Genomic DNA, 23,801 nt, shown 5'->3' on the forward strand with positions numbered 1-23,801 from the left:
ATGACCGACGTCCTGAGGTCCCGGCGGTCGGCGCCGGACACACCGCTCGGGGACGGTCCGGGAGGCGCCGCGTCGGCTCCGGCCTCGGCCGCGCAACACCAGATGTGGCAGCTCAGCCGCCTCGACCCCGGGTCGGCCGGCTACCTGGTGCCGCTGGCGTACCGGCTGCACGGCCCGCTGGACGTGGCGGCCCTGTCGGCGGCGCTCGACGGGCTGGTGGCCCGGCACACCGCCCTGCGTACCACCCTGGCCCCGGACGGGCCGGCCGGATCGCTCGACGCCGCGCGGCTGGTCCAGGTGGTCCACGAGCCGCGCCCGGGCCTCCTGCGGGTGCACGACCTGAGCGGGCTGCCCACCTGGCAGCGCGACCAGGAGCTGCGGGCCCGGATGCACACCGAGGCGGGCACCCCCGTCGACCTGGAACGCGGCCCGGTGCTGCGCGCCCTCCTGCTGCGCTGCGCGCCCGAGGAGCACGTCCTCCTGCTGACCTTCCACCACGTCGCTGTCGACGAGTGGTCGCTCGGCATCCTGCACGACGAGTGGGAACGGCTCTACGCCGCACACCGCGCGGGGCGGCCGGCGGACCTCGACCCGGTGGACGTCGACTACGGCGACCACGCGCTCCGGCAGCGGGCCTGGCTCGACGGTCCGGAGGCGGCGGCTCAGCTCGACAAGTGGCGGGCGGAGCTGGCGGGCGCGCCCGCCGTGCTGGAACTGCCCACCCGCGGCCCCCGCCCCGACGTGCCGTCCAGCGCGGGGGCCACAGTGTCGGTGCCGCTGGACGTCCCCGCCGAGGCGCTGGCGGCGCTGTGCCACCGGATGCGGGTCTCGCCGTACATGGTCATGCTGGCCACGCTGCACGTGCTGCTGGCCCGCTGGACGGGGCAGCGCGACATCGTGGTGGGCACGCCGGTGGCCAACCGGCGGCGGCCCGACACGCAGCGGCTCGTCGGGCTGCTGCTGAACACCGTCGCGGTCCGGGCCCGGCTGGACGACAACCCGTCGTTCGAGACGCTGCTCGGGCGGGTACGGGCCGCCGCCCTGGCGGGCCTGAGCCGGGAGGAGCTGCCCTTCACGACGGTGGTCGAGGCGCTGCGCCCGGCCCGCCGGCCCGGCTTCACCCCGCTGTTCCAGGTGATGTTCGTGTACGGCCGCGAGGCGGCGCCCCCGCGCCTGGACGACCTGGAGGTCGCCCCGGTCGAGGTGCCCGTCGACACGGCCAAGTTCGACCTCACCGTCTCGGTCCGGGAGAACGCCGGCGGCCTGCGGACCGCGCTGGAGTACCGCACCGACCTGTTCGACCCCGACGCGATGGCCCGTCTCGCCGGGCACTTCCAGACGCTGCTGCGGTCGCTGGTGGCCGAGCCGGGCGCACCGGTCGGCTCGGCCGCGATGCTCGCCCCCGACGAGCACCGGCAGCTCGTCGGCGAGTGGAACCGCACCGCCACCCCCGCCGAGCCGGACGACCTGGTCCACCTGCTGATCGAGCGGCAGGCGCGGGAGACCCCGGCCGGCGTGGCGGTGACCGACGGCGACACCGCGCTGAGCTACCACGAGCTGCACCTGCGGGCCGAGGCGCTGGCGGAGACGCTGCGCGGGCGGGGCGTCGGCATCGGCAGCCTCGTGGGGGTGCTCCTGCCGCGCGCGGTCCCGTTCGCCGTGGCGGTGCTCGCCGTGCTGCGGACCGGCGCGGCCTACGTACCCCTGGATCCGGCCAACCCGCCGGCCCGGCTGCGGTACCTGATCGCGGACACCGCCGCGCCGGTCGTGCTCACCTGCGCCGAGCTGGCCCACCTGGCGCCCGACGGCACGGCGCTGCTGGTGCCCGGCGCGGACGCGCCGGTCCCGGCCGCCGAACCGACCCGGGGTGGCGGACCGCGGCGGCGCGCCCGCCGCCGCCCGCAGCCGTCGGCGGACGACCTGGCGTACGTCATCCACACCTCCGGCTCCACGGGCCGCCCCAAGGGCGTCATGGTGACCCACCGGGGCGTGTGCAACTACGTGCGCTGGGCGGCCCAGGCCTACCGCCTGCGGCCCGGCGACACCGTGCCCCTGCACTCGTCGGTCGGGTTCGACCTGACCGTCACGAGCCTGCTGGTGCCGCTGGTCAGCGGGGCCACGGTGCGGATGCTCGGGGAACATCTCGGCCCCGAGGCGCTGGGCGAGGCGCTGCGCGCGCAGCGGACCCCGTTCGGCCTCGTCAAGATCACCCCGGCCCAGCTCGACCTGGTCCGCCACCAGCTCCGCCCCGCCGAGCTGGCCGGCCGCACCCGCTGCTTCGTGATCGGCGGCGAGAACCTGCGCGCCGACCAGGTCGCGCCGTGGCGGGCCCACGCGCCCGGCACCGCCCTGGTCAACGAGTACGGGCCGACGGAGACCGTGGTCGGCTGCGCCGCCTACGAGGTCGACGCGAGCGCACCGGCCGACGGTTCCGTCCCGATCGGACGGCCGATCGCCAACACCCGGCTGTACGTGCTGGACGGGTGGCAGAACCCCGTCCCGGCGGGCGTGGTCGGCGAGCTGTACGTGGGCGGGGCCGGCGTGGCGCGCGGCTACCTGGGCCAGCCGGCGTTGACGGCCGAGCGGTTCGTGCCGGACCCGTTCTCGGGCGTCCCCGGCGCGCGGCTGTACCGCACCGGCGACCTCGTCCGGCTGCGCCCCGACGGGCACCTCGAATACCTGGGGCGCACCGACCACCAGGTCAAGCTGCGCGGCTACCGGGTGGAACCCGGCGAGGTCGAGGCGGCCGTCCGGCGCCGCCTGCCGGACGCCGACGTGGCGGTGCGGCTGCGCCGGGACGACCCCGACGACCCGCGACTCGTCGCCTACCTGGCGGGCGGGGCGGAGACCGACCTCGCCGCCCTGCGGTCGGCGCTCGCCGCCGACCTCCCGTCCTATCTGGTCCCCGCCGCCTTCGTCCGGCTGGACGCGCTGCCGCTGACCGGCAACGGGAAGGTCGACGACGCCGCGCTGCCCGCCCCCGGACGCGCGGCCGACGTGCCGCGGCAGCGGCCCGCGCCCGCACCAGAGGCGCCGGTCACGACGCCCGCTCCGGCCCGGTGGGACGCCACCCGGGTACGCCTGGAACGCCTGGTCGTGGACGTGTGGCGCGAGGTGCTGGGCGTCGACGGGGTGGGCGTACGGGACAACTTCTTCGACCTCGGCGGCCACTCGATGCGGCTGCTGGCCGTCCTCGAACGGCTGCGCGACCGGCTCGGCGACGTGGTCACCGTCACCGACCTGTTCCGCCACCCCACTGTCGACGCCCTGGCCACGTTCCTCACCACCGCCACCACCGGGTCGGCCCCGCCCGCCGCCGCGCCGGCCCCGACCGCCCGGCCCCGCGCCGGCGCTCACGACGGCACCGGCCAGCCGGGCGGCCTGATCGCCGTCGTCGGCATGGCCTGCCGCTTCCCGGGAGCGCGGACCGTCGACGAGTACTGGCACAACATCCGCTCCGGGGTGGAGTCGGTCCGGGAGTTCAGCGTCGAGGAGATGCTCGCCGACGGCGCCGACCCCGCCCGGCTCGACGACCCGGCGTACGTCCGGGCCGGCACCTGGCTGCCCGGCATCGACGAGTTCGACGCGGCCTTCTTCGGGATCACGCCCCGCGAGGCGCAGACCCTGGACCCGCAGCACCGGCTGCTGCTGGAGTGCGCGTGGCACGCCCTGGAGCACGCCGGCCACGACCCGTCCCGGTATCCCGGCCGGATCGGCCTGTTCGCCGGGTCGGGCCGCAGCAGCTACCTGCTCGACCACCTGAGCGGCCACCCCGAGCTGACCGGCTCCCTCGGCGAGCACCAGCTCTCGATCGGCAACGACAAGGACTTCCTGCTCAGCCGGGTCGCCTACAAGCTCGACCTCACCGGCCCCGCGGTCACCGTCGCCACCGCCTGCTCGACCTCGCTGGTGGCCGTGCACCTCGGCCGGCAGAGCCTGCTGACCGGCGAGTCCGACCTGGTCCTGGCCGGCGGGGTCAGCATCTTCCCGGCGCAGCGGCGCGGCTACCTCTACCACGACGGCGGGATCTACTCCCCCGACGGGCACTGCCGACCGTTCAGCGCGGACGCGCGCGGCAGCATCGAGTCCAGCGGCGTCGGCATCGTGGCGCTCAAGCGGCTGGAGGACGCGGTCGCGGACGGCGACACCGTCTACGCGGTGATCCGCGGTTCCGCCGTCAACAACGACGGGGCACGCCGCACCGGCTACACGGCCCCGGGCGTCGCGGGTCAGGTCGAGGTGGTCAGCAGCGCGCTGGCCACGGCCGGCGTGGACCCCCGCTCGGTGGGCTACGTGGAGGCGCACGGGACGGGCACCAGCCTCGGCGACCCCATCGAGGTGGCCGCGCTCACCGAGGCGTTCCGGCGCGGCACCGGCGACCGCGGCTTCTGCGCCCTCGGCTCGGTGAAGGCCAACATCGGGCACACCGACGCCGCCGCCGGGGTGGCCGGTCTCATCAAGACGGTGCTGGCGCTGCACCGCCGCACGTTGCCGCCGACCATCAACGTGAGCCGGCCCAACCCGGCCATCGACTTCGCGGGCAGCCCGTTCTACCTCAACGACAGCGCCCGCCCGTGGACCGCCGACGGCCCGCGCCGGGCCGGGGTCAGCTCGTTCGGGATGGGCGGGACCAACGCGCACGTGGTGCTGGAGGAGCCGCCGGCCACGCCGGACCGGCCGACGGCACCGCCGGCCACCGGACCGCACCTGCTGGTCGTGTCGGCCCGTACCGCCGCATCGCTGGAGCAGCAGACGCGCCAGCTCCGCGACTGGCTCGACGCGCGGCCCGAGGTGCAGCTCGGGGACGTCGCGGCCGGCCTGGGCCGGCGCCAGTCGATGCCCCACCGGCGGTTCCTCGTCGTGGCGGACCGGGCCGACGCGCTCGCCGCCCTCGACGCGCCGCAGCGCCAGTTCACCGCCGCCCACCCCGGCGGCCGGCGACCGCTGGTGTTCGCGTTCCCCGGGCACGGCGCCCAGCACGTGGCGATGGGCGCCGGCCTCTACCGCGCGGAGCCGACCTACCGGGCCGTGGTGGACGAGTGCGCCGAGCTGGTCCGCGACGACCTGGGGCTCGACCTGCGTACCCTGCTCTGTCCCGCGCCCGACGGGCACGCGGAGGCCGAGCGGCTGCTCGCGGAGCCCCGGCTGGTGCAGCCCGCGCTCTTCGTCACCGAGTACGCCCTCGCCCGGTCGCTGCTCGCCCGGGGCGTGACCCCGGACCTGATGGTGGGGCACAGCCTCGGCGAGTACGTGGCCGCCTGCCTGGCCCGGGTCTTCTCGCCGGCCGACGCGCTGCGCCTGGTCTGCGCCCGGGGCGCACTGGTCGGGCGGACCCCGGCCGGGGCGATGCTCGCCGTGGGCCTGCCCGAGACGGCGGTGGCCGGGCTGCTGGACGAGCGGGTGTCGCTGGCCGCCGTCAATGCCCCGGAGCTGTGCGTTCTCTCCGGCGATCCGGACTCGATCGGGGCGCTGCGGGAGCGACTGACCGGCGAGGGCGTCGACTGCCGGCCGCTGCGGGTCGTCCGCGGCTACCACTCCGCCCTGCTCGACCCGGTGCTCGACGAGTTCGCCGCGCACGCCGGCCGGGTCACGTACCACGAGCCCGAGCGCCCCTACCTGAGCAACCTGACCGGCGGCCCGGTCGTCCCGGGGCAGGTCACCGACCCGGCGTACTGGGTGCGGCACATGCGCGAGCCGGTCCGGTTCGCCGACCCGGCCGCGCTCCTGGCCGAGCAGGACGCGGTCCTCGTGGAGGTCGGTCCCGGGCACGCCCTCGGCGGCCTGGCCCGGCTGGCCGGCCTGGCCCCGGGTCAGGCCGTGGCGGCCATGCGGCACCCGCGCGCCGACGTCGACGACCTCGCCACGCTGCTCGACGCCGCCGGCCGGCTCTGGCTGGCCGGTGCGCCTGTCGACTGGACCCGGTTCCACGGCAACGGGCGCCCCCGGCCGGCCCTGCCCGGCTACCCGTTCGAGCGGCACCGCTACTGGGTGGACGCCGCACCGAAGGCCGGCCCGGCGGCCGTCGCCGCGCCCGCCGCACCGGAGGCGCCGGCCGCCCCCGAGCCCGTCGACACCGGCAACCGGCCGGCCCTGAGCACGGCCTACGTCGCCCCGGGCAGCCCCGCCCAGGAGTGCGTGGCGGAGATCTGGGCCGAGCTGCTCGGCATCCGGCCGATCGGCGCGCACGACAACTTCTTCGAGCTGGGCGGGCACTCGCTGCTCGCCACCCAGGTCGTGGTCCGGCTGCGGTCCCGGCTCGGCGTGGCGCTCCCGCTGGAGACGGTCTTCGCGCAGCCGACCGTCGCCGGCCTCGCCGCCGCGCTGCCGGCCACCGCACCCGCACCCGCCGCGCCCGCCGCTGTCGAGCCGGCCCCCGCACCGGCGGCCGAGCCCGCCATCCCCCGCGCCGACCCCGACACCGGACCCGCGCCGCTCTCGTCCGGCCAGCACCGGCTCTGGTTCCTCGACCAGGCGTACGCGCAGAACGCGTACACCGTCAGCACGGCGCTGCTGCTGGACGGCGCCCTCGACGTCGGCGCGCTGCGCGAGGCCCTGGCCGGGCTGGTCCGGCGGCACGAGTCGCTGCGTACCGTGTTCCCGCTCGGTCCCGACGGCGACCCGGTCCAGGAGGTGCGGCCGGCCGGCCCGGTCGACCTGCCGGTCCTCACCGCGCCGGCCGGCGCGGACGGCCCGGCGGTGGCGCCGCGGACCATCGTGGAGCCGGCGGTCGCTGACGCGCTGCCCGGCTGGGTGCACGCGGCCCTCGCCGCCGACGTCCGGCGCCCGTTCGACCTGGCCACCGGGCCGCTGTTCCGGGCCCTGCTGCTGCGGGTCGCCGAGGACCGGCACGTGCTCTCGCTGACCATGCACCACAACGTCTCCGACGGGTGGTCCCTCGGCCTCATCGCCGGGGAACTCGCCACCCGGTACGACGCCGCCCGTGAGGGCCGACCCGCGCCGCTGCCCGACCTGGCCGTCCAGTACGGCGACTACGCGCGCTGGCAGCGCGGCCGGCTGGCCGACCCGGACAGCGACGACCTGCGCTGGTGGCGCCGGCAGCTCGACGGGGTCGCGAGCGTGCTGGAGGTGCCCACCGACCGACCCCGGCCGCCGGTGCAGACCTTCGACGGCGCCGTCAGCACCCGGGTCCTGCCGCCGGCGGCCGCCGACGAGCTGCGCCGGTTCAGCCAGGCCCGCGGCGCCACCCTCGCCATGACCGTGCTGGCCGCGCTGAAGGCCCTGCTCTGGCGCTACACCGGCCAGCGCGACATCTGCGTCGGCACGCCGGTCGCCGGGCGGGTCCGCGCCGAACTCGAGCCGATGGTCGGCTTCTTCGTCAACATGCTGCCGCTGCGCACCGTGCTGGACGGCGACTGGACCTTCGCGGAACTGCTCGGCGAGGTGCGGCGCACGGCGCTGGGCGCGTACGACCACCAGGAGGTGCCGTTCGAGCGGCTCGTGGACCTCGTCGACGCACCCCGGGACCTCAGCCGCAACCCGCTGTTCCAGGTGATGTTCAACCTGCTCAACGTGCCCGAGCAGCGGGACCTGGGCACGGAGGGGCTGCGGATCGTCCCGTTCGCCGTCGAGCCGGGCATCGCCCAGCAGGACCTGGCCCTGTACGCGTACGAGGTCGACGAAGGGCTGCGGTTCCGGCTGGAGTACAACACGGCGCTGTTCGACGCGGAGACCGCCGAGCGGATGATGGGGCACCTGGAGACGCTGCTCGCCGCGGCCGTCGCGGACCCCGGCGTCCGGCTGGCGGACCTGGCCGTGCTCACCCCCGCGGAGCGGGACCGGATGGCCGGGTGGAACGACACCGCCGCCGAGCCGGGCTGGGCGGTGCCGGGCCGGCCCACCCTGGTCGACCTGATCGCGCAGCAGGTCGCGACGCGCCCCGACCGGCCCGCCGTCACCTTCGGCGCCACCACGCTCCGCTACGCCGAGTTGAACGTCCGGGCCAACCGGCTCGCGCACCGGCTCCGCCGCGCCGGCGTCGGCCCCGACGTCACGGTCGCCGTCTGCCTGCACCGCTCCGAGGAGCTGCCGGTCACCCTGCTCGGCGTGCTCAAGGCCGGCGGCGCGTACGTGCCCGTGGATCCCGACTACCCGGCCGAGCGGCAGCGGTACGTGCTGGCGCACAGCGCCGCCCGGGTCCTGGTCACCGCGGCGGACCTGGCCGACCGGTTCGCCGACTTCGCCGGCGAGGTGGTGCGGGGCGGCGCGGCCCTGGACGGGGAGCCGGAGACCGACCCCGAGCCGTCGGCCGGGCCGGACGACCTCGCGTACGTCATCTACACCTCCGGCTCGACGGGCCGCCCCAAGGGCGTCCGGGTGACCCACGGGGCCGTGGTGAACACCCTCGCCACCATGCGCGAGCGGCCGGGCCTCACCGGCGACGGGACCATGCTCGCGATGGCGAGCTTCGCCTTCGACATGTCGGTGCCGGAACTGTTCCTGCCCCTGGTGGTCGGCGCCCGGATGCTGCTGGTGGGCCGCGACGTCGCCTACGACGCGCCCCGGCTGGCCGACCTGCTGGCCACCGAGCGGGTCACCCTGGCCCAGGGCACCCCGGCGACGTGGCGGCTGCTCGTCGAGTCCGGCTGGACCGGGACACCGGGCCTGACCGCCGTGTGCGGCGGCGAGGCGGTGTCCGCCCCGCTGGCCCGGCAACTCGCCGAGCGGGTGGACGCGCTGTGGAACCTCTACGGCCCGACCGAGGCGGCCGTGTGGTCCACCATGGACCGGATCGAGCCCGGCTTCACCCACCTCACCGTCGGCCGCCCCATCGGCAACATGCGCGTCCACGTGCTCGACGCGCAACTGTCCCCCGTCCCGGTCGGGGTGCTGGGCGAGCTGTACCTCGGCGGCGCCGGGCTGGCCCGCGACTACCACGGCGACGCGGCGCTGACCGCGCAGCGGTTCGTGCCGGACCCGGACGGCGGCGGCCGGCTGTACCGCACCGGCGACCTCGGCCGGCGCCTCGCCGACGGCCGCATCGAGTTCGCCGGCCGCGCCGACTCCCAGGTCAAGGTGCGCGGGTTCCGCATCGAACTCGGCGAGATCGAGGCGGTGCTGCGCCGCCACGGGTCGGTCCGCGACGCCGCCGTCGTGGTCCGCGAGGACGGCGACGAGAAGTCGATAGTGGCGTACCTGACGCTTGCCGGGACCGGTGGCGACGCCGGACCGGAGGGGCCGGAGATCACCGCCGACTTCGACGCCGACCCGGCGCCGTGGCGGGCCTTCGCCCGCACCTGGCTGCCGGACTACATGGTGCCGTCCGCGTTCGTGGTGCTCGACCGGATGCCGCTCAACGCCAACCGCAAGGTCGACCGCGCGGCCCTGCCCGCACCCCGGCGCGGCGGCGCCGCCGTCGGCGCGACCCCGCCGGACACCCCGCTGCGCCGGGCCCTCGCCGAACGGTGGGCGGCGGTGCTCGGGTACGACAGCGTCGGCATCGACGACGACTTCTTCGACCTCGGCGGCGACTCCTTCAAGGCCATCAAGGCGCTCGCCGGCAGCGAGCCGGCGATCAGCGTCCTCGACCTGTTCCGCCACCCGACGATCCGGGGGTTGACCGACCACCTGGCGACGACCGGCGGCTCGGTCGGGCGCCTGCTGCACGAGCTGACCCCGGCCCGGCCGGACACGCCCACGACCCTGACCCTGGTCTGCGTACCGTTCGGCGGCGGCAGCGCGATCACCTTCCAGCCTCTCGCCGACGCCCTCCCGCCGGGCGTCTCGCTGTACGCCCTGGAGCGCCCCGGCCACGACGTGAACCGCCCGGACGAACCCCTGCTCGGCCTGGACGAGCTGGTGGACCGCTGCGTGGCCGAGGTGGTCGACGGGATCACCGGCCCCGTGGCGGTGTACGGGCACTGCGTGGGCGGCGCCGAGGCGGTCGAGCTGGCCCGCCGGCTGGAGGCGGCCGGCGTCGAGGTGACCGGCGTGGCCATCGGCGCGCACTTCCCCGCGCCGCGACTGCCCGGCCGGTTGTTCGGCTGGCTGCGCCGGTGGTTCCCGGTGGAACGCTGGACGTCGAAGCGGCGGACGCTGGAGGCGCTGCGCGCCATGGGCTTCTTCACCGAGGTCTTCGACGCCGACGAGAAGGACTTCGTGATGCGCGTGGTCCTGGCCGACTCGGCGAAGGGCGAGGACTACTACACCGACGTCTACGCCGAGGGCCTGCCCCGGAAGCTGGCCGCGCCGCTCGTCAGCATCGTCGGCAGCGGCGACCGCGCAACGGAGTTGTACCAGGAGCGGTACCTGGAGTGGGAGTTCTTCGCCGACCGGGTCTCGCTGGAGGTCATCGAGGGCGCCGGCCACTACTTCGCCAAGCACCAGCCCGCCGAGCTGGCCCGCGTCATCCTGGCGCACTGCGACCCCTCGACGGCGGCGCGACCTGCCGAGCCCGCCCGCCCCGAGCCCGAACCCGCCCCTGCGCCGAGGCGCGAGGCGCCTGCCGCCGCGCGCCGGGCCATGCCGAGCCTGGCCGTGTTCTACCTGGTCGCGATCGGCCAGCTCGTCTCGCTCATCGGCAGCGGGCTGACCGGCTTCGGCATGGGCCTCTGGGTCTACCAGCGCACCGGGTCGGTGTCGCTGTTCGCCACGGCCACCGTGCTGGCGCTGCTGCCCGCCGTGGTCCTCTCCCCCGTCGCCGGCGCGCTCGCCGACCGGTGGGACCGAAGACGCCTGATGATCTTCGCGGACTGCCTGGCCGCCACCGGCACGGTGAGCCTCGCCCTGCTGCTCTGGCTCGGCCAGCTCCAGCTCTGGCACGTGTTCACCGCGATCACCGTCACCGCGGTGGCGACCGCCTTCCAGCAACCCGCCTACCTGGCGGCCGTCACGCAACTGGTGCCCAAGCGGTACTACGGGCGCGCCAACGGCATCGTCGCCCTCGGCACGGCGACGAGCACGGTGCTGGCGCCGCTTGTCGGCGGCGCGCTGGTGATCGCGGTCGGCCTGCGCGGCATCGTCGTCATCGACCTGCTCACCTTCGCCTTCGCGGTGCTCGTCACCCTGTCGGTCCGCTTCCCGGACACCCTGTTCGTCCGGCGGGAGGAGCCGTTCCGGCGGGAGGTCCTGGGCGGCTGGCGGTTCATCGTGCGCCGGCACGGCCTGGTCGCCCTCGTGGTGCTCGTCGCGTCGCTGAACTACTTCTTCGCCATGGTGGAGGTCCTGGTCACGCCGCTGACCCTGTCCTTCGGCGACCCGGCGGTGCTCGGCCGGGTGCTCGCCGCCAGCGGCGTCGGCATGCTTGTCGGCTCGGTGCTCATGGGCGTCTGGGGCGGCACGGCCCGGCGTACCACGGGGATCCTGGCCAGCGTCCTGCTGCTGGGCGTCTCGCTGCTCACCGTCGGCCTGCGCCCGAGCCCGCTGTTCCCGGCGCTCGGCCTGTTCGGGATGGGCCTGGCCACCGCGCTGGTGAACACCCACTGGCTGGCCATCGTGCAGGCCAAGGTGGGCCTCGAACTCCAGGGCCGGGTGCTGTCCATGGGCCAGATGCTGTCCTGGCTCATGGTGCCGGCCGGCTTCCTCACCGCCGGCCCGCTCGCCGAGCACGTCTTCGCCCCGCTGGCCGCCCCCGGCGGGCCGCTGGCCGGCGTCGTCGGCACCGGGCCGGGGCGCGGCATGGCCCTCGCCGCGATCACGGCCGGGCTCTGCGCGCTCGCGCTGGCCGCCGCCGGCATCGCGTACCGGCCGATCCGCGACGTCGAGGACGAACTGCCGGACAACGATCCGGGCAGCGTCATCCTCGCCGACAAGGACCGCCTCCAGGAGGAGGCCGACCGGCAGCTCGCCCTGCACCGGAGCGGAGGGGCACGCCGGTGAGCGCCCCCGCCCGCCCCGCCGGCCCGACCCGCCGCACCGCCGGCCGGCGCCCGTCCGGCGACGTGCCCGCCGTGGACTGCCTGCACCGGATGGTGGCCGCGCAGGCCGCCCGCACCCCGGAGGCGGAGGCCGTCCGGCACGGCGACCGGACGCTCTCCTACCGGCAGCTCGACGAGGCGGCGAACCGGCTCGCCCGGGTGCTGCTGCACCGCGGCGTGACCCGGGAGGACCGGGTCGGCGTCTGCCTGCCGCGGACGCCCGAGCTGGTGGTCGCCCTGCTCGCCGTGCTCAGGGCCGGCGCCGCCTACGTGCCGCTGGACCCCGCGTACCCGCCGGCCCGGGTGGCGTTCATGGCCGCCGACTCCGGGGTGCGACTGGTGCTGACCCGCGCCGACCTGGCCGGCCGGTTCCCCGACACCGCGGTCGCGGTCGACCGGCTCGACCCGGTCGAGGACGCGACCGACCCGGCGGCGCCGTCCACTCCCGAGGATCTGGCGTACGTCATCTACACCTCCGGCTCGACCGGGCGGCCCAAGGGCGTGGCCATCGAGCACCGCTCGGCGTCGGTGCTCATGCACTGGGTGCGGCAGACCTTCGACGACGGTGAACTGGGCGGCCTGCTCGCCGCCACCTCGGTCTGCTTCGACCTGTCCGTCTTCGAGATCTTCGGCCCGCTCTGCTGGGGCGGCCGGGTACTGCTCGTCGACGACGTGCTGGCCCTCGCCGCACCGGGGGCCGACCGGCTGCCCGTCACCCTGGTCAACACGGTGCCCTCCGCCATGGGGGAACTGCTCACCGCGTCGGCCCTGCCAGCCAGCGTGCGCACCGTCTGCCTGGCCGGCGAGCCGCTGACCGCCGCGCTCGCCGCCCGGGTCTGGTCCCGGCCGCACGTACGCCGGCTCTGCAACCTCTACGGCCCGTCGGAGGACACCACCTACTCCACCTGGGCCGAGGTGCCGCCGGACAGCGGCGACCCGCCGATCGGCCGGCCGCTGCCGCGGACCCGCGCGTACGTCCTCGACCCGGACGGGCAGCCCGTCCCGCCCGGCGAGCCCGGCGAGTTGCACCTGGCCGGGGCGGGCCTGGCCCGGGGCTACCTCGACCGGCCGGACGAGACCCGCGCCCGGTTCCTGCCCGACCCGTTCCGGCCCGGCGAGCGGATGTACCGCACCGGCGACCGGGTGCGGCTGCGGCCGGACGGGCAGCTCGCCTACCTGGGCCGGCTCGACGACCAGGTGAAGCTGCGGGGCTACCGGATCGAACTGGGCGAGGTGGCCGCCCGCCTGGCCGCCCTCCCCGGCGTACGCGAGGCCACCGCCGCCGTGCGGCCGGGCCCGAGCGGAGACCCGCTGCTGGTCGGCTATCTGGTGGGCGAACGGCGCGACGACGTGCGGGCCCGGCTGGCCGAGGTGCTGCCCGCGCCACTGGTCCCCGCCACCCTGGTGTGGCTGGACCGGCTGCCCACCCTGCCCAACGGCAAGGTGGACCGGGGCGCGCTGCCCGCGCCCACCCTCGGCGACGGCACCGGGACCGGCGCGGCGCTCGACGGCACCGCCGGCACGGTGGCCGCCGTCTGGCGGGAGCTGCTCGGGGTGCCGGTCACCGGCGCGGACAGCGACTTCCTCGCCCTCGGCGGCGACTCCCTGCTGGCCGTCCGCTGCGCCACCCGGCTGGCCGCCGCCACCGGCCGGCCCGTCGGGCCGGGCGACCTCTTCGCCCACCCCACCGTCGCCGCGCTGGCCGCCCGCCTCGACGGGCTGGCCCCGGACCCGGCCGCCATCACCGCAGCCGCCGACCTCGACGGACCGGACGGCGACCCGGAGCCGGCCGCCGTACCGGCCGCGGAGAGATCTTGGAAGGAAAGCGCCCCGGGACGGGCCGATCGCTTCCAAGATCTCTCCCGAAACCGGCCCTGCGGGGGCGGGGCCGGTCCGGCGCCGGCCGGTCCCGCCCCGCTCTCCGCGGCGCAGGCCAGGCTGTGGTTCCTGCACCGGCTCGACCCGGCCGACACCTCCTACCTGCTGGCCTTCGCGGTCCGGTTCGCCGCGCCGCTGGACGCCGACCGGCTGGCCCGGGCGCTGCGCCGGGTGGTCGACCGGCACCCGGCCCTGCGCACGGTCTTCCCCGACGGGCCGGACGGGCCGGTGCAGCACGTCCAACCCACCGCCGACGCGACGCCGGTCGTCGTGCCGCTCGCCCCGGGCACGCCGCTCGACCCGGGGACGCGACCCGGCGCGGGCACGCCGACCGACGCACAGCTGCGCCGGCTCGCCGCCGAGGCCACCCGGGTGCCTGTGGACCTGGCGGCGGGCCCGCTGCTCCGCGTCCGCCTCGTGCCGGACGGCGCCGGCCGCGCGCTCGCGCTGCTGCTGGTCGTGCACCACATCGTCTTCGACGACTGGTCGTTCGGCGTGCTCGTGCGGGACCTGGCCCAGGCATACGACCGCGAGGGCGACCTCGCGACGGCGCCCGAGCAGCCGGCGGTCGGTCCGGCGGCGTTCGCCCGTTCCCAGCGGGACTGGCTGGCCGGGCCGACGGGACGGCGGGCGGCGGCCGACGTGCTGGACGAGCTGCGCGGCGCCCCCGACCTGCTCGACCTGCCCGCCGCCCCACCTCGGCGAGCCTGGGTCGCTACGGCCGCCGCACCGACCGGGCCGAACCCACACCTCACCCACGGCCCGCTCCACGCCGCCCCGCCGACGACACCGAACGCCGGCGACGGCTCGACGTCCAGCGCCGTACGACGCACCGCACTGGACGCGCGCGATCCCCAAGCGTCGGGCGCCGCGCTGCGGACGACCCTCGACGCCGCCACCGCCTGCGCGGCGCGGGAGCTGGCCCGGGCCGAGCGGGTCAGCCTGCACATGGTGGGACTGGCCGCGTTCGCCACAGTGCTCGGCGCCGCCACCGGCCGGCGCGACCTGCTCGTCGGCGTCGCCTTCGCCGGCCGGACCAGCGTCGCCGCCGAGCAGAGCGTCGGCTGCCACGTCAACACGCTGCCGCTCCGGCTGCGCCCGGCCCCCGACCGGAGCTTCGCCGACCTGCTCGCCGAGGCCCGCCGGGTCACCCTGTTCGCCGCCGCCCACCAGGACGTCCCCTTCGACCTGCTGGTGGAGCGGCTGCGGCCGACCCGCCGGCCCCGGCGCAACCCGCTCGTCCAGGTGGCCTTCGGGGTGCAGAACGCCCCGCCGGCCCGGCACCGCGGCGCGGCCGGGATCGAGTTCACCGGCGTGGAACTGACCCCGGACACCGCCCGCCTCGACCTGACCCTCTGGCTCGACGAGCGGCGGGACGGGCCGGCGGCGCTCTGGACCTGGCGCACCGACCTGTTCGACCACGACGGGGTGGCCGCGTGGCACCGCCGGTTCTGCGCGGTGCTGCGTACCGCCGCCGCCGACCCCCGGCGCAGTCTCGCCGACTGCGCCGACACCGCTGGGAGTGAGAGAGATGAGTGAGCAGAACCGGGTCGCGCGGACCATCCCCCGTCGCGGCCGCGAGCGGAACCTGGTGGACGTCCGACCGGACTGGCCCGGTGGCCCGCTGCCGGCGCTCGTGCGGGCAAACGTGCCCGACGTCGACCTGGCCGGCTGGCTGGCCGGCCACCGCGACGAGGTCGACGACCTGGCCCGCCGCGCCGGCGCGGTGCTGTTCCGCGGCTTCGCCGTGGCCGGCGCCGACGACTTCCGCACCGTGATGGCGGCCCTATCCGATGACGTCCTCTCCTACGGCGAACGCTCCTCACCGCGCAGCCAGGTCACCGAGGGGGTGTACACCTCCACGGAACACCCCGCGGACCAGCCGATCGTGCTGCACAACGAGCAGTCGTACACGGTGAACTGGCCGTTGCGCATCGTCTTCCACTGCGAGGTCGAGCCGGGCGCCGGCGGGCGTACGCCCCTCGCCGACAGCCGCCGGGTGCTGGCCCGGCTCCGCCCGGAGACCGTCGCCGGGTTCGAGCGGCGCGGGGTGCTCTACCGGCGCAACTACCTGCCCGGCATCAGCCTCTCCTGGCAGACCGCGTTCCAGACCGGGCGGCGCGAGGACGTCGAGGCGTACTGCGCCCGGGCCCTGATCGACGTGGAGTGGGTGGGCGACCGGCAGTTGCGTACCCGGCAGGTGCGCCCGGCGGTGCGCCGCCACCCGGTCACCGGGGAGCGGACGTGGTTCAACCACGCGCTGTTCTTCCACGTCACCTCCCTGCCCGACGACGTCAGCACCGGCCTGCGGGCCGCCCTCGGGGAGGAGGACCTGCCCTACCAGACCGCGTACGGCGACGGCACGCCCATCCCCGACGAGGTGCTGGCCGAGCTGCGCGCCGCGTACGCGGCGGAGACCCGCTCCTTCGCCTGGCGGCGCGGCGACGTGCTGCTGGTGGAGAACATGCTCGCCGCGCACGCCCGGGAGCCGTTCACCCCGCCCCGCCGGATCCTCACCGCGATGTCCGACCCGGTCGCCGCGCCGGAGCTGACCGAGTCGCTCGGTGCGACGGGAGGCCGGGCATGAGCGGGCCGGGGCCGCGACGGCGGGCCACCGGCACGGTCAGCTCGCCGGTGACCCGGCGGGTGCTCGTGGACGAGGAGTTCGTGCTGCTCGTCGAGGCCGCCGTGCCCGACCTCGACCTGGCGGGCTGGCTCGCCGGGCGCCGCGACGAGCTGATGGCCGACCTGGACCGCCACGGCGCGGTGTTCTTCCGCGGCTTCGAGGTGCGCACCCCCGACGACTTCAGCCAGGCGGCCCGGGCGGTCAGCCCGGACCTGCTCGGCTACCTGGAGCGGGCCGCACCCCGGCACGAGGTCGCCGACCGGGTGTTCACCTCCACCGAGTTCAACGCCGAGCAGTGGATCCCGCTGCACCACGAGATGTCGTACTCGCACAACTGGCCCACCCACCTCTACTTCTGGTGCGCGCAGCCGGCCACCGGCAGCGGCGGGGCCACCCCGCTGGCCAGCGAGCGGGTCATCACCCCGCTGATCCCCGCCGACGTGCGGGAGCGGTTCCTCCGCGCCGGCGTCAGCTACGTGCGCAACTACGGCCCGCACCTGGACCTGCCCTGGCAGGAGGCGTTCCAGACCACGGACCGGGCGGAGGTGGAGGCGTACTGCGCCGCCTCGGCGACCGAGTTCACCTGGCTGGGCGGGGACGGGCTGCGCACCCGCGCCCGGCGGCAGGCGGTCGCCACGCACCCGCGTACCGGGGAGACGGTGTGGTTCAACCACGCCCACCTGTTCCACGTGTCGAACATGCCGACCGAGGTGGCCGGCGCGCTGCTGCGCGAGTACGGCCCGGAGGGGCTGCCCCGCAACGCCTACTACGGCGACGGCAAGCCGATCCCCGACGAGGTGGTCACCGGCATCCGCGAGCTGTACCGGCGGCACGCCGTCTCGGTGCCCTGGCAGCGCGGCGACGTGCTGGTGGTGGACAACTTCCTGGCCACCCACGGCCGGGAACCCTTCAGCGGCGACCGGCAGATCCTGGTCGCCATGTCCGACCTCTACGTCAACCGGAGTGTGCTGTGAACGGATACCGTCTCTCGCCGGTCCAGCGCCTGGCCTGGTCCGGGAAGCAGGACCTGGTCCGGGCGCGGGTGCGGCTCGACCGGCCGCTGGACCGGGCGCGGTTGCAGGCCGCCGTCGACACGGTGGTGGCCCGGCACGAGGCGCTGCGGCTGACCCTGGTGCACCACCCCGGGCTGCGGGTGCCGCTGCAGGACGTGGACGACGCCCGGGCCGTGACGGTCGGCGCGCAGGGCGACCTGTCGGTCACGCTCACCGACGACGCGCTGGAGGTGGCCGCCACCCCGCTCATCGCCGACCCGGCCAGCCTGCGCCTGGTCCTCGCCGACCTGGCCCGGGCGTACGCCGGCGAGGCGCTGCCGGAGGACCCGGAGGCGTTGCAGTTCCTCGACGTGGCCGAGTGGCAGTGGGAGGAGCGGGAGCAGGCCCCGAAGGCGGAGCCCGGCGCGCCGCCCGCACGGCTGGTCACCCCGCACGGGGACGACCCGACCGCCGTGGTCACCGCGACGGTGCCCGCCGCCACGCTGGCCGACGCCGCCCGGGCCGCGGACGTCGAGCCGGCAACCGTGCTGCTCGCCGCCTGGGCCCTCGCGGTGTCCCGCCGCGCCGAGGCGCCCGACGGGACCGACGAGGCGGACCTGGTGCTGGCCCGGTGGAGCGACGGCCGGCAGGCCGACGGCACCGCCGAGGTGGTGGGCCCGCTGGGCGGCTACGGCCCGCTGCGGCTGGCCCTGCCGCTGCCGGACGCCCCCGCCGACCTGCTGGCCGGGGTCCGTGCCGCGGAGGTCGCCGCCGACGAGACGTTCCACCTGGTCGACCCGGTGGACGAGCAGTCCGGGGCGGTAGCCGGCTTCGCGCTGCTGCCCACCGTGGACCCGGCCACCGTGGCCGGCTTCGGCGGCGCCACGGCGACGGTCGCCGACCCGCCGGCCACCGCCGGTCCGCAGCTCACGGCGCTGACCGACGGCGACCTGGTCACCCTGCGGGTGATCGGCGGGCAGTGGCTGCTCGACTCGCTGCTGGCGATCCTGCGCACCCTGCCGGCCGCGCTCGCCGGGGACGCGGCGCTCGCCGTGCTCGGGGACGGGGAGGCCGGCTGGCTGGCCGACGCGGCCGGAACCCCGTCGGCGGCGCCGGTGCGTACCCTCGTGGACCTGCTCGACGCGGGCCTGGCCGGAATGGACCAGGAGGCCCCGGCGGTGGTCGCGGCGGACGGCGCGTACACCGCCGGTGAGCTGCGGGAGCGGGCCGCGCGGGTGGCCGGCGCCCTCGCGGCGCGCGGCCTGGCCGGCGCCCCGGTCGGGGTGCTGGCCGCGCGGTCCCGGGACACTGTCGTGGCCTTCCTCGGCGTGCTGCGGGCCGGCGCGGTGTTCGTGCCGCTGGACCCGGACGCCCCGGCGCCGCGCCTCGCCGCCCAGCTCCGCGCGGTCGGCGCGGAGGTCGTGGTCGGCGCCGGCGGCCCGGCCACCGTCACCGTGGCCGACCTGGTGGCGGCCGGCGGGCCGCCGCCGGCCGCGCCCGCCCCGGCCGACCCCGCGTACGTCATCTTCACCTCGGGTTCCACCGGCACGCCGCGGGCCGTGCGGGTGTCGCAGGGCGCCGCCGCGCACCTCGCCGCGGCGTTGGAGCAGACCGTGTACGCGGGCAGCCGCCCGGGGCTGCGGGTCGCGGTGAACGCCCCGCTCACCTTCGACGCCTCGGTGAAGCAGCTCGTGCAGCTCGGCCACGGCCGCTCCCTCTACCTGGTGCCCGAGGAGGTCCGCCGGGACGGGGTGGCGCTCGCCGCCGCGCTGGCCGACCACGACGTGGACGTGCTCGACCTGACCCCTTCCCAGCTGCGCATCCTGCTCGCCGGCGCCGGGGACACCCGGCTGCCCGGCCTGCTGCTGCTCGGCGGCGAGGCCGTCGGGCCGGACCTGTGGGAGACGGTGGCGGCGCTGCCCGGCGTCCGCGCCGTCAACCTGTACGGTCCCACCGAGTGCACGGTGGACACCACGGCCGCGGAGATCCGCGCCGGTGACCCGCCGACCATCGGCCGGCCGCTGCCCGGCGTCGCGGTCCGGGTGCTCGACGAGCGGCTGCGGCCCGTGCCGCCGGGCGTGGCCGGGGAACTCTGCGTCAGCGGCCCGCAGCTCGCCGACGGCTACCTGGGCGACCCGGAGACCACGGCGCGGCGCTTCGTGGCGGTGACCCTCCCCTCCGGTGGCACGGAACGGGTCTACCGGACCGGCGACCGGGTCCGCTTCGACGCCGACCGGCGGCTGCGCTACCTGGGCCGGCTGGACGACCAGGTGAAGATCCACGGTTTCCGGGTGGAGCCGGGCGAGGTCGCCGCCGTTCTGCGCGGCCACCCCGAGGTCGCCGACGCCGCCGTGGTCGCCCGCGACGACGACGGGTACGGCGACCGGCTCGTCGCCTACGTCCGGCCCGGCCGGCCCGCCGCGACCGTCGACGTGGACCGGATCGCGGGGGTGAACCCGCACGAGACCCGCTACCTGTACGACGAGATCTTCGTCCAGCAGGTCTACCTGCGCGACGGCATCGTGCTGCGGCCCGGGGCGACGGTGCTCGACGTGGGCGCGAACATCGGCATGTTCTCGCTGTTCGTCCACAGCGTCTGCCCGGACGCCACCATCCACGCGTTCGAGCCGGTGCCGTCGGTGGTCGACCTGCTGCGGCGCAACGTCGCGGAGTTCGGCGTGCCGGCCACGGTGCACGGGTTCGGGCTGTCCCGGGCGGCCGGGGAGGTGTCCTTCACCTACTACCCGGGCTACTCGATGATGTCCGGCCACGCCGCGTACGCCGACCCGGACGCCGAGGTGGCGGTCATCAAGCGGTACCTGGCCAACGAGCGGGACGCCGGCGCGGACGAGCGGGACGTCCTGCTCGACCGGGTCGACGAACTGCTCGCCGAACGCTTCGCCGGCCGGCGGCTCACCGTGCCGGTCCGGCCGCTCTCGGCCGTCCTGGACGAGCTCGCCCCGGAGCGGGTCGACCTGCTGAAGATCGACGTGCAGCGGGCCGAGGCGGACGTGCTGGCCGGCGTCGACGACCGGCACTGGCCGCTCGTCGCGCAGGTCGCCATGGAGGTGCACGACGCGCCCGGCACCGAGACGGCCGGCCGGCTGGCCGAGCTTGTCGCGTTCCTCGAGGCCCGCGGCTTCACCGTGGTCACCCGCCAGGACGACCTGCTCGCCGGCACCGACCGGCACACCCTGCACGCCGTACGCCCCGGGTACGCCGCCGACCCCCGCCCGGCGGTGGCCGCACCGGCCGCGCCGGCGGCCGGCCCGCTGCCGGAGCGGCTGGCCGGCTGGCTCGCCGAGCGGCTGCCCGCCCACCTGCTCCCGGCCGCCGTGGTGCTCCTCGACGAGCTGCCGCTGACCCGCAACGGCAAGCTCGACCGGGCGGCGCTGCCGGCACCCCGGCTCGACCGGCCGGGCGCCGGCACGGCGGTGACACCGGCCAACCGCGCCGAGGAGATCCTGGTCGAGGCGTGGCGCGAGGTGCTCGGAGTGGCCGACTTCGGGGTGACGGACAGCTTCTTCGCCCTCGGCGGCGACTCCATCCGGAGCATCCAGATGCAGGTGGCGGCGCAGAAGCGCGGGCTGTCCTTCCAGCTCAACGACATCTTCACGTACCAGACGATCCGGGAGCTGGTCGAGCACGGGCAGCTCACCGTCGACGGCGTGGAAACCCGGCCCGCCGCGACCGGGACCGGGCGGTTCGCCCTGGTGGCCGACGCCGACCGGGAGCGGCTGCCGGACGGGCTCGCCGACGCGTACCCGATGACCGCCCTCCAGCAGGGCATGGTCTACCACGGCGAGCTGACCGGGGACCCGGCCATGTACCACAACGTCACGGCGCACCGGGTCGCCGCGCCGCTGGACGCGGGTGCGCTGCGCCGCGCGCTGGCCGGGCTGGTGGCCGCCCATCCGGTGCTGCGGACCGGGTTCGCGCTGGGCGCGTACTCCGAGCCGTTGCAGCTCGTCCACGCGGAGGCGCCGGTCGAGGTGCCGGTGACCGACCTGGCCGCCGCCGACCCGCAGGCCCGCCGGGAGCGGATCGACGAGCTCGTCGCCCAGGAACGGGTACGCCCCTTCGACTGGGCCCGCCCGCCGCTGCTGCGGCTGCACGCCGTCCGGGAGGACGCCGACGCGTTCACCCTTATCGTCGCCGAGTACCACGGCATCCTCGACGGCTGGAGCCTGCACCGCTTCCTCACCGACCTGCTCGCCGCGTACGACGGGGAGCGGGCCGGCCGGGCCCACCCGGTCGACCCCGGCCTGCCGTTCCGCGAGTACGTGGCGGCCGAGCGGGAAGCCCTGGCCGACCCGGCCACCCGCCGGTTCTGGCTGGACGGCGCCGGAGCCGTGCCGCCGCTCCTGCTCGGCGGGGCCCAGCCACGGACCACCACCACCCAGCGGGTGCCGCTGCGGGCCGACACGACCGACCGGGTGACCGAGGCGGCCCGGGCCGCCGGGGTGCCGGTCAAGTCCTGGCTGCTCGCCGCGCACCTGCGGCTGGTCGGCGAACTCGCCGGGCGGGACGACGTGGTCAGCGGCCTGGTGGTCGGCGGCCGGCCGGAGGGCGAGGGCAGCGACGCCACCCTCGGGCTGTTCCTCAACACCGTGCCCGTGAGCGTCACGCTGGGCACCCGGTCCCCGGCAGAGTTGGCCGCCGAGGTGTGGCGGGTCGAGCGGGAGCTGATGGGGCACCACCGCTTGCCGCTGGCCGAGATCGTCCGCGCCGGCGGGGCCGGCCCCCGCTTCGACCACTTCTTCAACTGGACCCACTTCCCGAATGACCCGGCCGGCGGCGGCAGCCGCATCGTGGACAGCCGGGGCATCACCGTCGACGTGGCGTTCAGCCTCGCCGTCGACGCCGAACTGGCCGTGGACACCGGCCGGCTCGCGCTCACCGTCCAGTACGACCACCGGCACGTCCCCGCGGAGCGGGTGGACGCCCTCGCCGACGGCTTCCGCCGGCTGCTGGCCGCCGACCCGACCGCGCCGCTGCCGCCCGTCGCCACCCCCGGGCCGGCGGCCGGCGGCGACGCGCGCAGCGAGTGGGCGGCCCGGGTGGCGGGGGCCTGGCAGGAGGTGCTCGGGGCCGCGCCGCGCGATCCGGCGACCGACTTCCTGGCCGCCGGCGGGGACTCGCTGCGCGCCCTGCGGCTGGTCACCGTGCTGCGGCAGCGCCACGGCAGCGACCTGACGCTGCCCGAGTTCGCGGCGCTGGGCAGCTACGGCGCCCTGGTGGACCGGGTGGCGCGCCCGTGACCGGCTTCGGCACGGCCGCCGTGCACGGCGACGACGGCCTGGTCCCCGGTGGGGCGGTGGCGCCGCCGATCGTGCAGAGCGCGACCTTCAGCGCCGAGTCCGACGAGCGGTTCACCGAGATCGCCACCGAGCCCCGGGGCAGCGCCTTCTACACCCGCTACGGCAACCCCAACCACGCTCAGGTGGCCGCCGTGGTGGCCGGGCTGGAGGGCGCGGAGACGGGCCTGGTGACCGCCTCGGGCATGGGCGCGATCAGCACTCTCGCCCTGGCCCTGCTCTCGGCCGGCGACCACGTGGTGGTGCAGCGCAGCACGTACGGCGGCACCACCTCGCTCGCCACCGGCCTGCTGCCCCGCTTCGGGGTCGCCTGCACCCAGGTCGACCAGACCGACACCGGGGCGTTCGAGCGGGCGCTGCGCCCGGAGACCCGCCTGGTGCTGGTGGAGACGCCGAGCAACCCGCTGCTGGAGCTGACCGACCTGGCGGCCGTGGTCGCGTCGGCCCACGCGGCGGGCGCGCTCGTGGTGGTCGACAACACCTTCGCCACGCCGGTCAACCAGCGTCCGCTGAGCGCCGGCGCGGACCTGGTCTGGCACAGCGGCACCAAGTTCCTCGGCGGCCACTCCGACGTGTCGGCCGGGGTGGTCGTCGGTCCCGCCGGGCTCGTCGAGCGGGTGTGGCAGACGGCGATCGTCACGGGCAGCACGCTCGGCCCGGTGGACGCCTGGCTGCTGCTGCGCGGCATCCGCACGCTGCCGCTGCGGGTGGAGCGGCACAACGCCAACGCCCTGGCCCTGGCCCGTGCCCTGGAGCGGCATCCGGCGGTCGCCCGGGTCCGCTACCCGGGGCTGCCCTCGCACCCCCAGCACGCCCTCGCGCGCCGGCAGATGACCGGCTTCGGCGGGGTGCTGGGCGTGGAACTCACGGCCGGCCGGGCCGGGGCCGCCGCGCTGCTGGCCGGGCTGAAGCTGGCCAAGCGGGCGGCCAGCCTGGGCAGCGTCAGCACCCTTGTGGTGCATCCCCGGTCGATGTGGGCGGGGATCGTGGACGCGGCGCAGCTGGCCGCCGCCGGCATCGGGGACGGCCTGGTCCGCGTCTCCACCGGCATCGAGGACACCGCCGACCTGGTCGACGACTTCCTGGCGGCGCTGGACGCGGCGCCGGCCTGACG

The 23,801-nt window shown here is 76.5% G+C and carries 6 protein-coding genes; all 6 read left to right on the forward strand.

All coding sequences use genetic code 11. The features are described 5' to 3' along the window. Genes GA0070603_RS10310 through GA0070603_RS10335 form a run of 6 tightly spaced genes read left to right on the forward strand, consistent with a single transcriptional unit; the run spans position 1 to position 23,799 of the window. Positions 1 to 11,835 carry a hybrid non-ribosomal peptide synthetase/type I polyketide synthase gene (locus GA0070603_RS10310; RefSeq protein WP_091310859.1) on the forward strand — a complete coding sequence of 3,945 codons (11,835 nt, stop codon included), beginning with the start codon at positions 1 to 3 and terminating at the stop codon, positions 11,833 to 11,835. Continuing rightward, entirely contained in the window at positions 11,832 to 15,290 is a 3,459-nt protein-coding gene (locus GA0070603_RS10315) for a non-ribosomal peptide synthetase (RefSeq protein WP_091310863.1), read from the forward strand. The genes GA0070603_RS10310 and GA0070603_RS10315 overlap by 4 nt, the downstream gene beginning before the upstream one ends. Further along, on the forward strand, positions 15,283 to 16,338 hold the full coding sequence (locus GA0070603_RS10320; protein ID WP_091310866.1) for a TauD/TfdA family dioxygenase: 1,056 nt from the start codon (positions 15,283 to 15,285) through the stop codon (positions 16,336 to 16,338). The genes GA0070603_RS10315 and GA0070603_RS10320 overlap by 8 nt, the downstream gene beginning before the upstream one ends. Continuing rightward, positions 16,335 to 17,351: a TauD/TfdA family dioxygenase gene (locus tag GA0070603_RS10325; protein WP_091310870.1), complete on the forward strand. Its 1,017-nt coding sequence runs from the start codon at positions 16,335 to 16,337 to the stop codon at positions 17,349 to 17,351. Before GA0070603_RS10320 ends, GA0070603_RS10325 begins: the two co-directional genes overlap by 4 nt. Then, positions 17,348 to 22,630 carry a non-ribosomal peptide synthetase gene (locus GA0070603_RS10330; protein WP_091310873.1) on the forward strand — a complete coding sequence of 1,761 codons (5,283 nt, stop codon included), beginning with the start codon at positions 17,348 to 17,350 and terminating at the stop codon, positions 22,628 to 22,630. The genes GA0070603_RS10325 and GA0070603_RS10330 overlap by 4 nt, the downstream gene beginning before the upstream one ends. Beyond that, a complete protein-coding gene (locus GA0070603_RS10335) occupies positions 22,627 to 23,799 on the forward strand; it encodes a trans-sulfuration enzyme family protein (protein ID WP_091310876.1) in 1,173 nt (390 codons plus the stop codon). Before GA0070603_RS10330 ends, GA0070603_RS10335 begins: the two co-directional genes overlap by 4 nt. Positions 23,800 to 23,801 lie beyond the last annotated feature (2 nt).

Origin of the sequence: Micromonospora chersina (assembly GCF_900091475.1) — a bacterium.
Lineage (GTDB): Bacteria > Actinomycetota > Actinomycetes > Mycobacteriales > Micromonosporaceae > Micromonospora > Micromonospora chersina.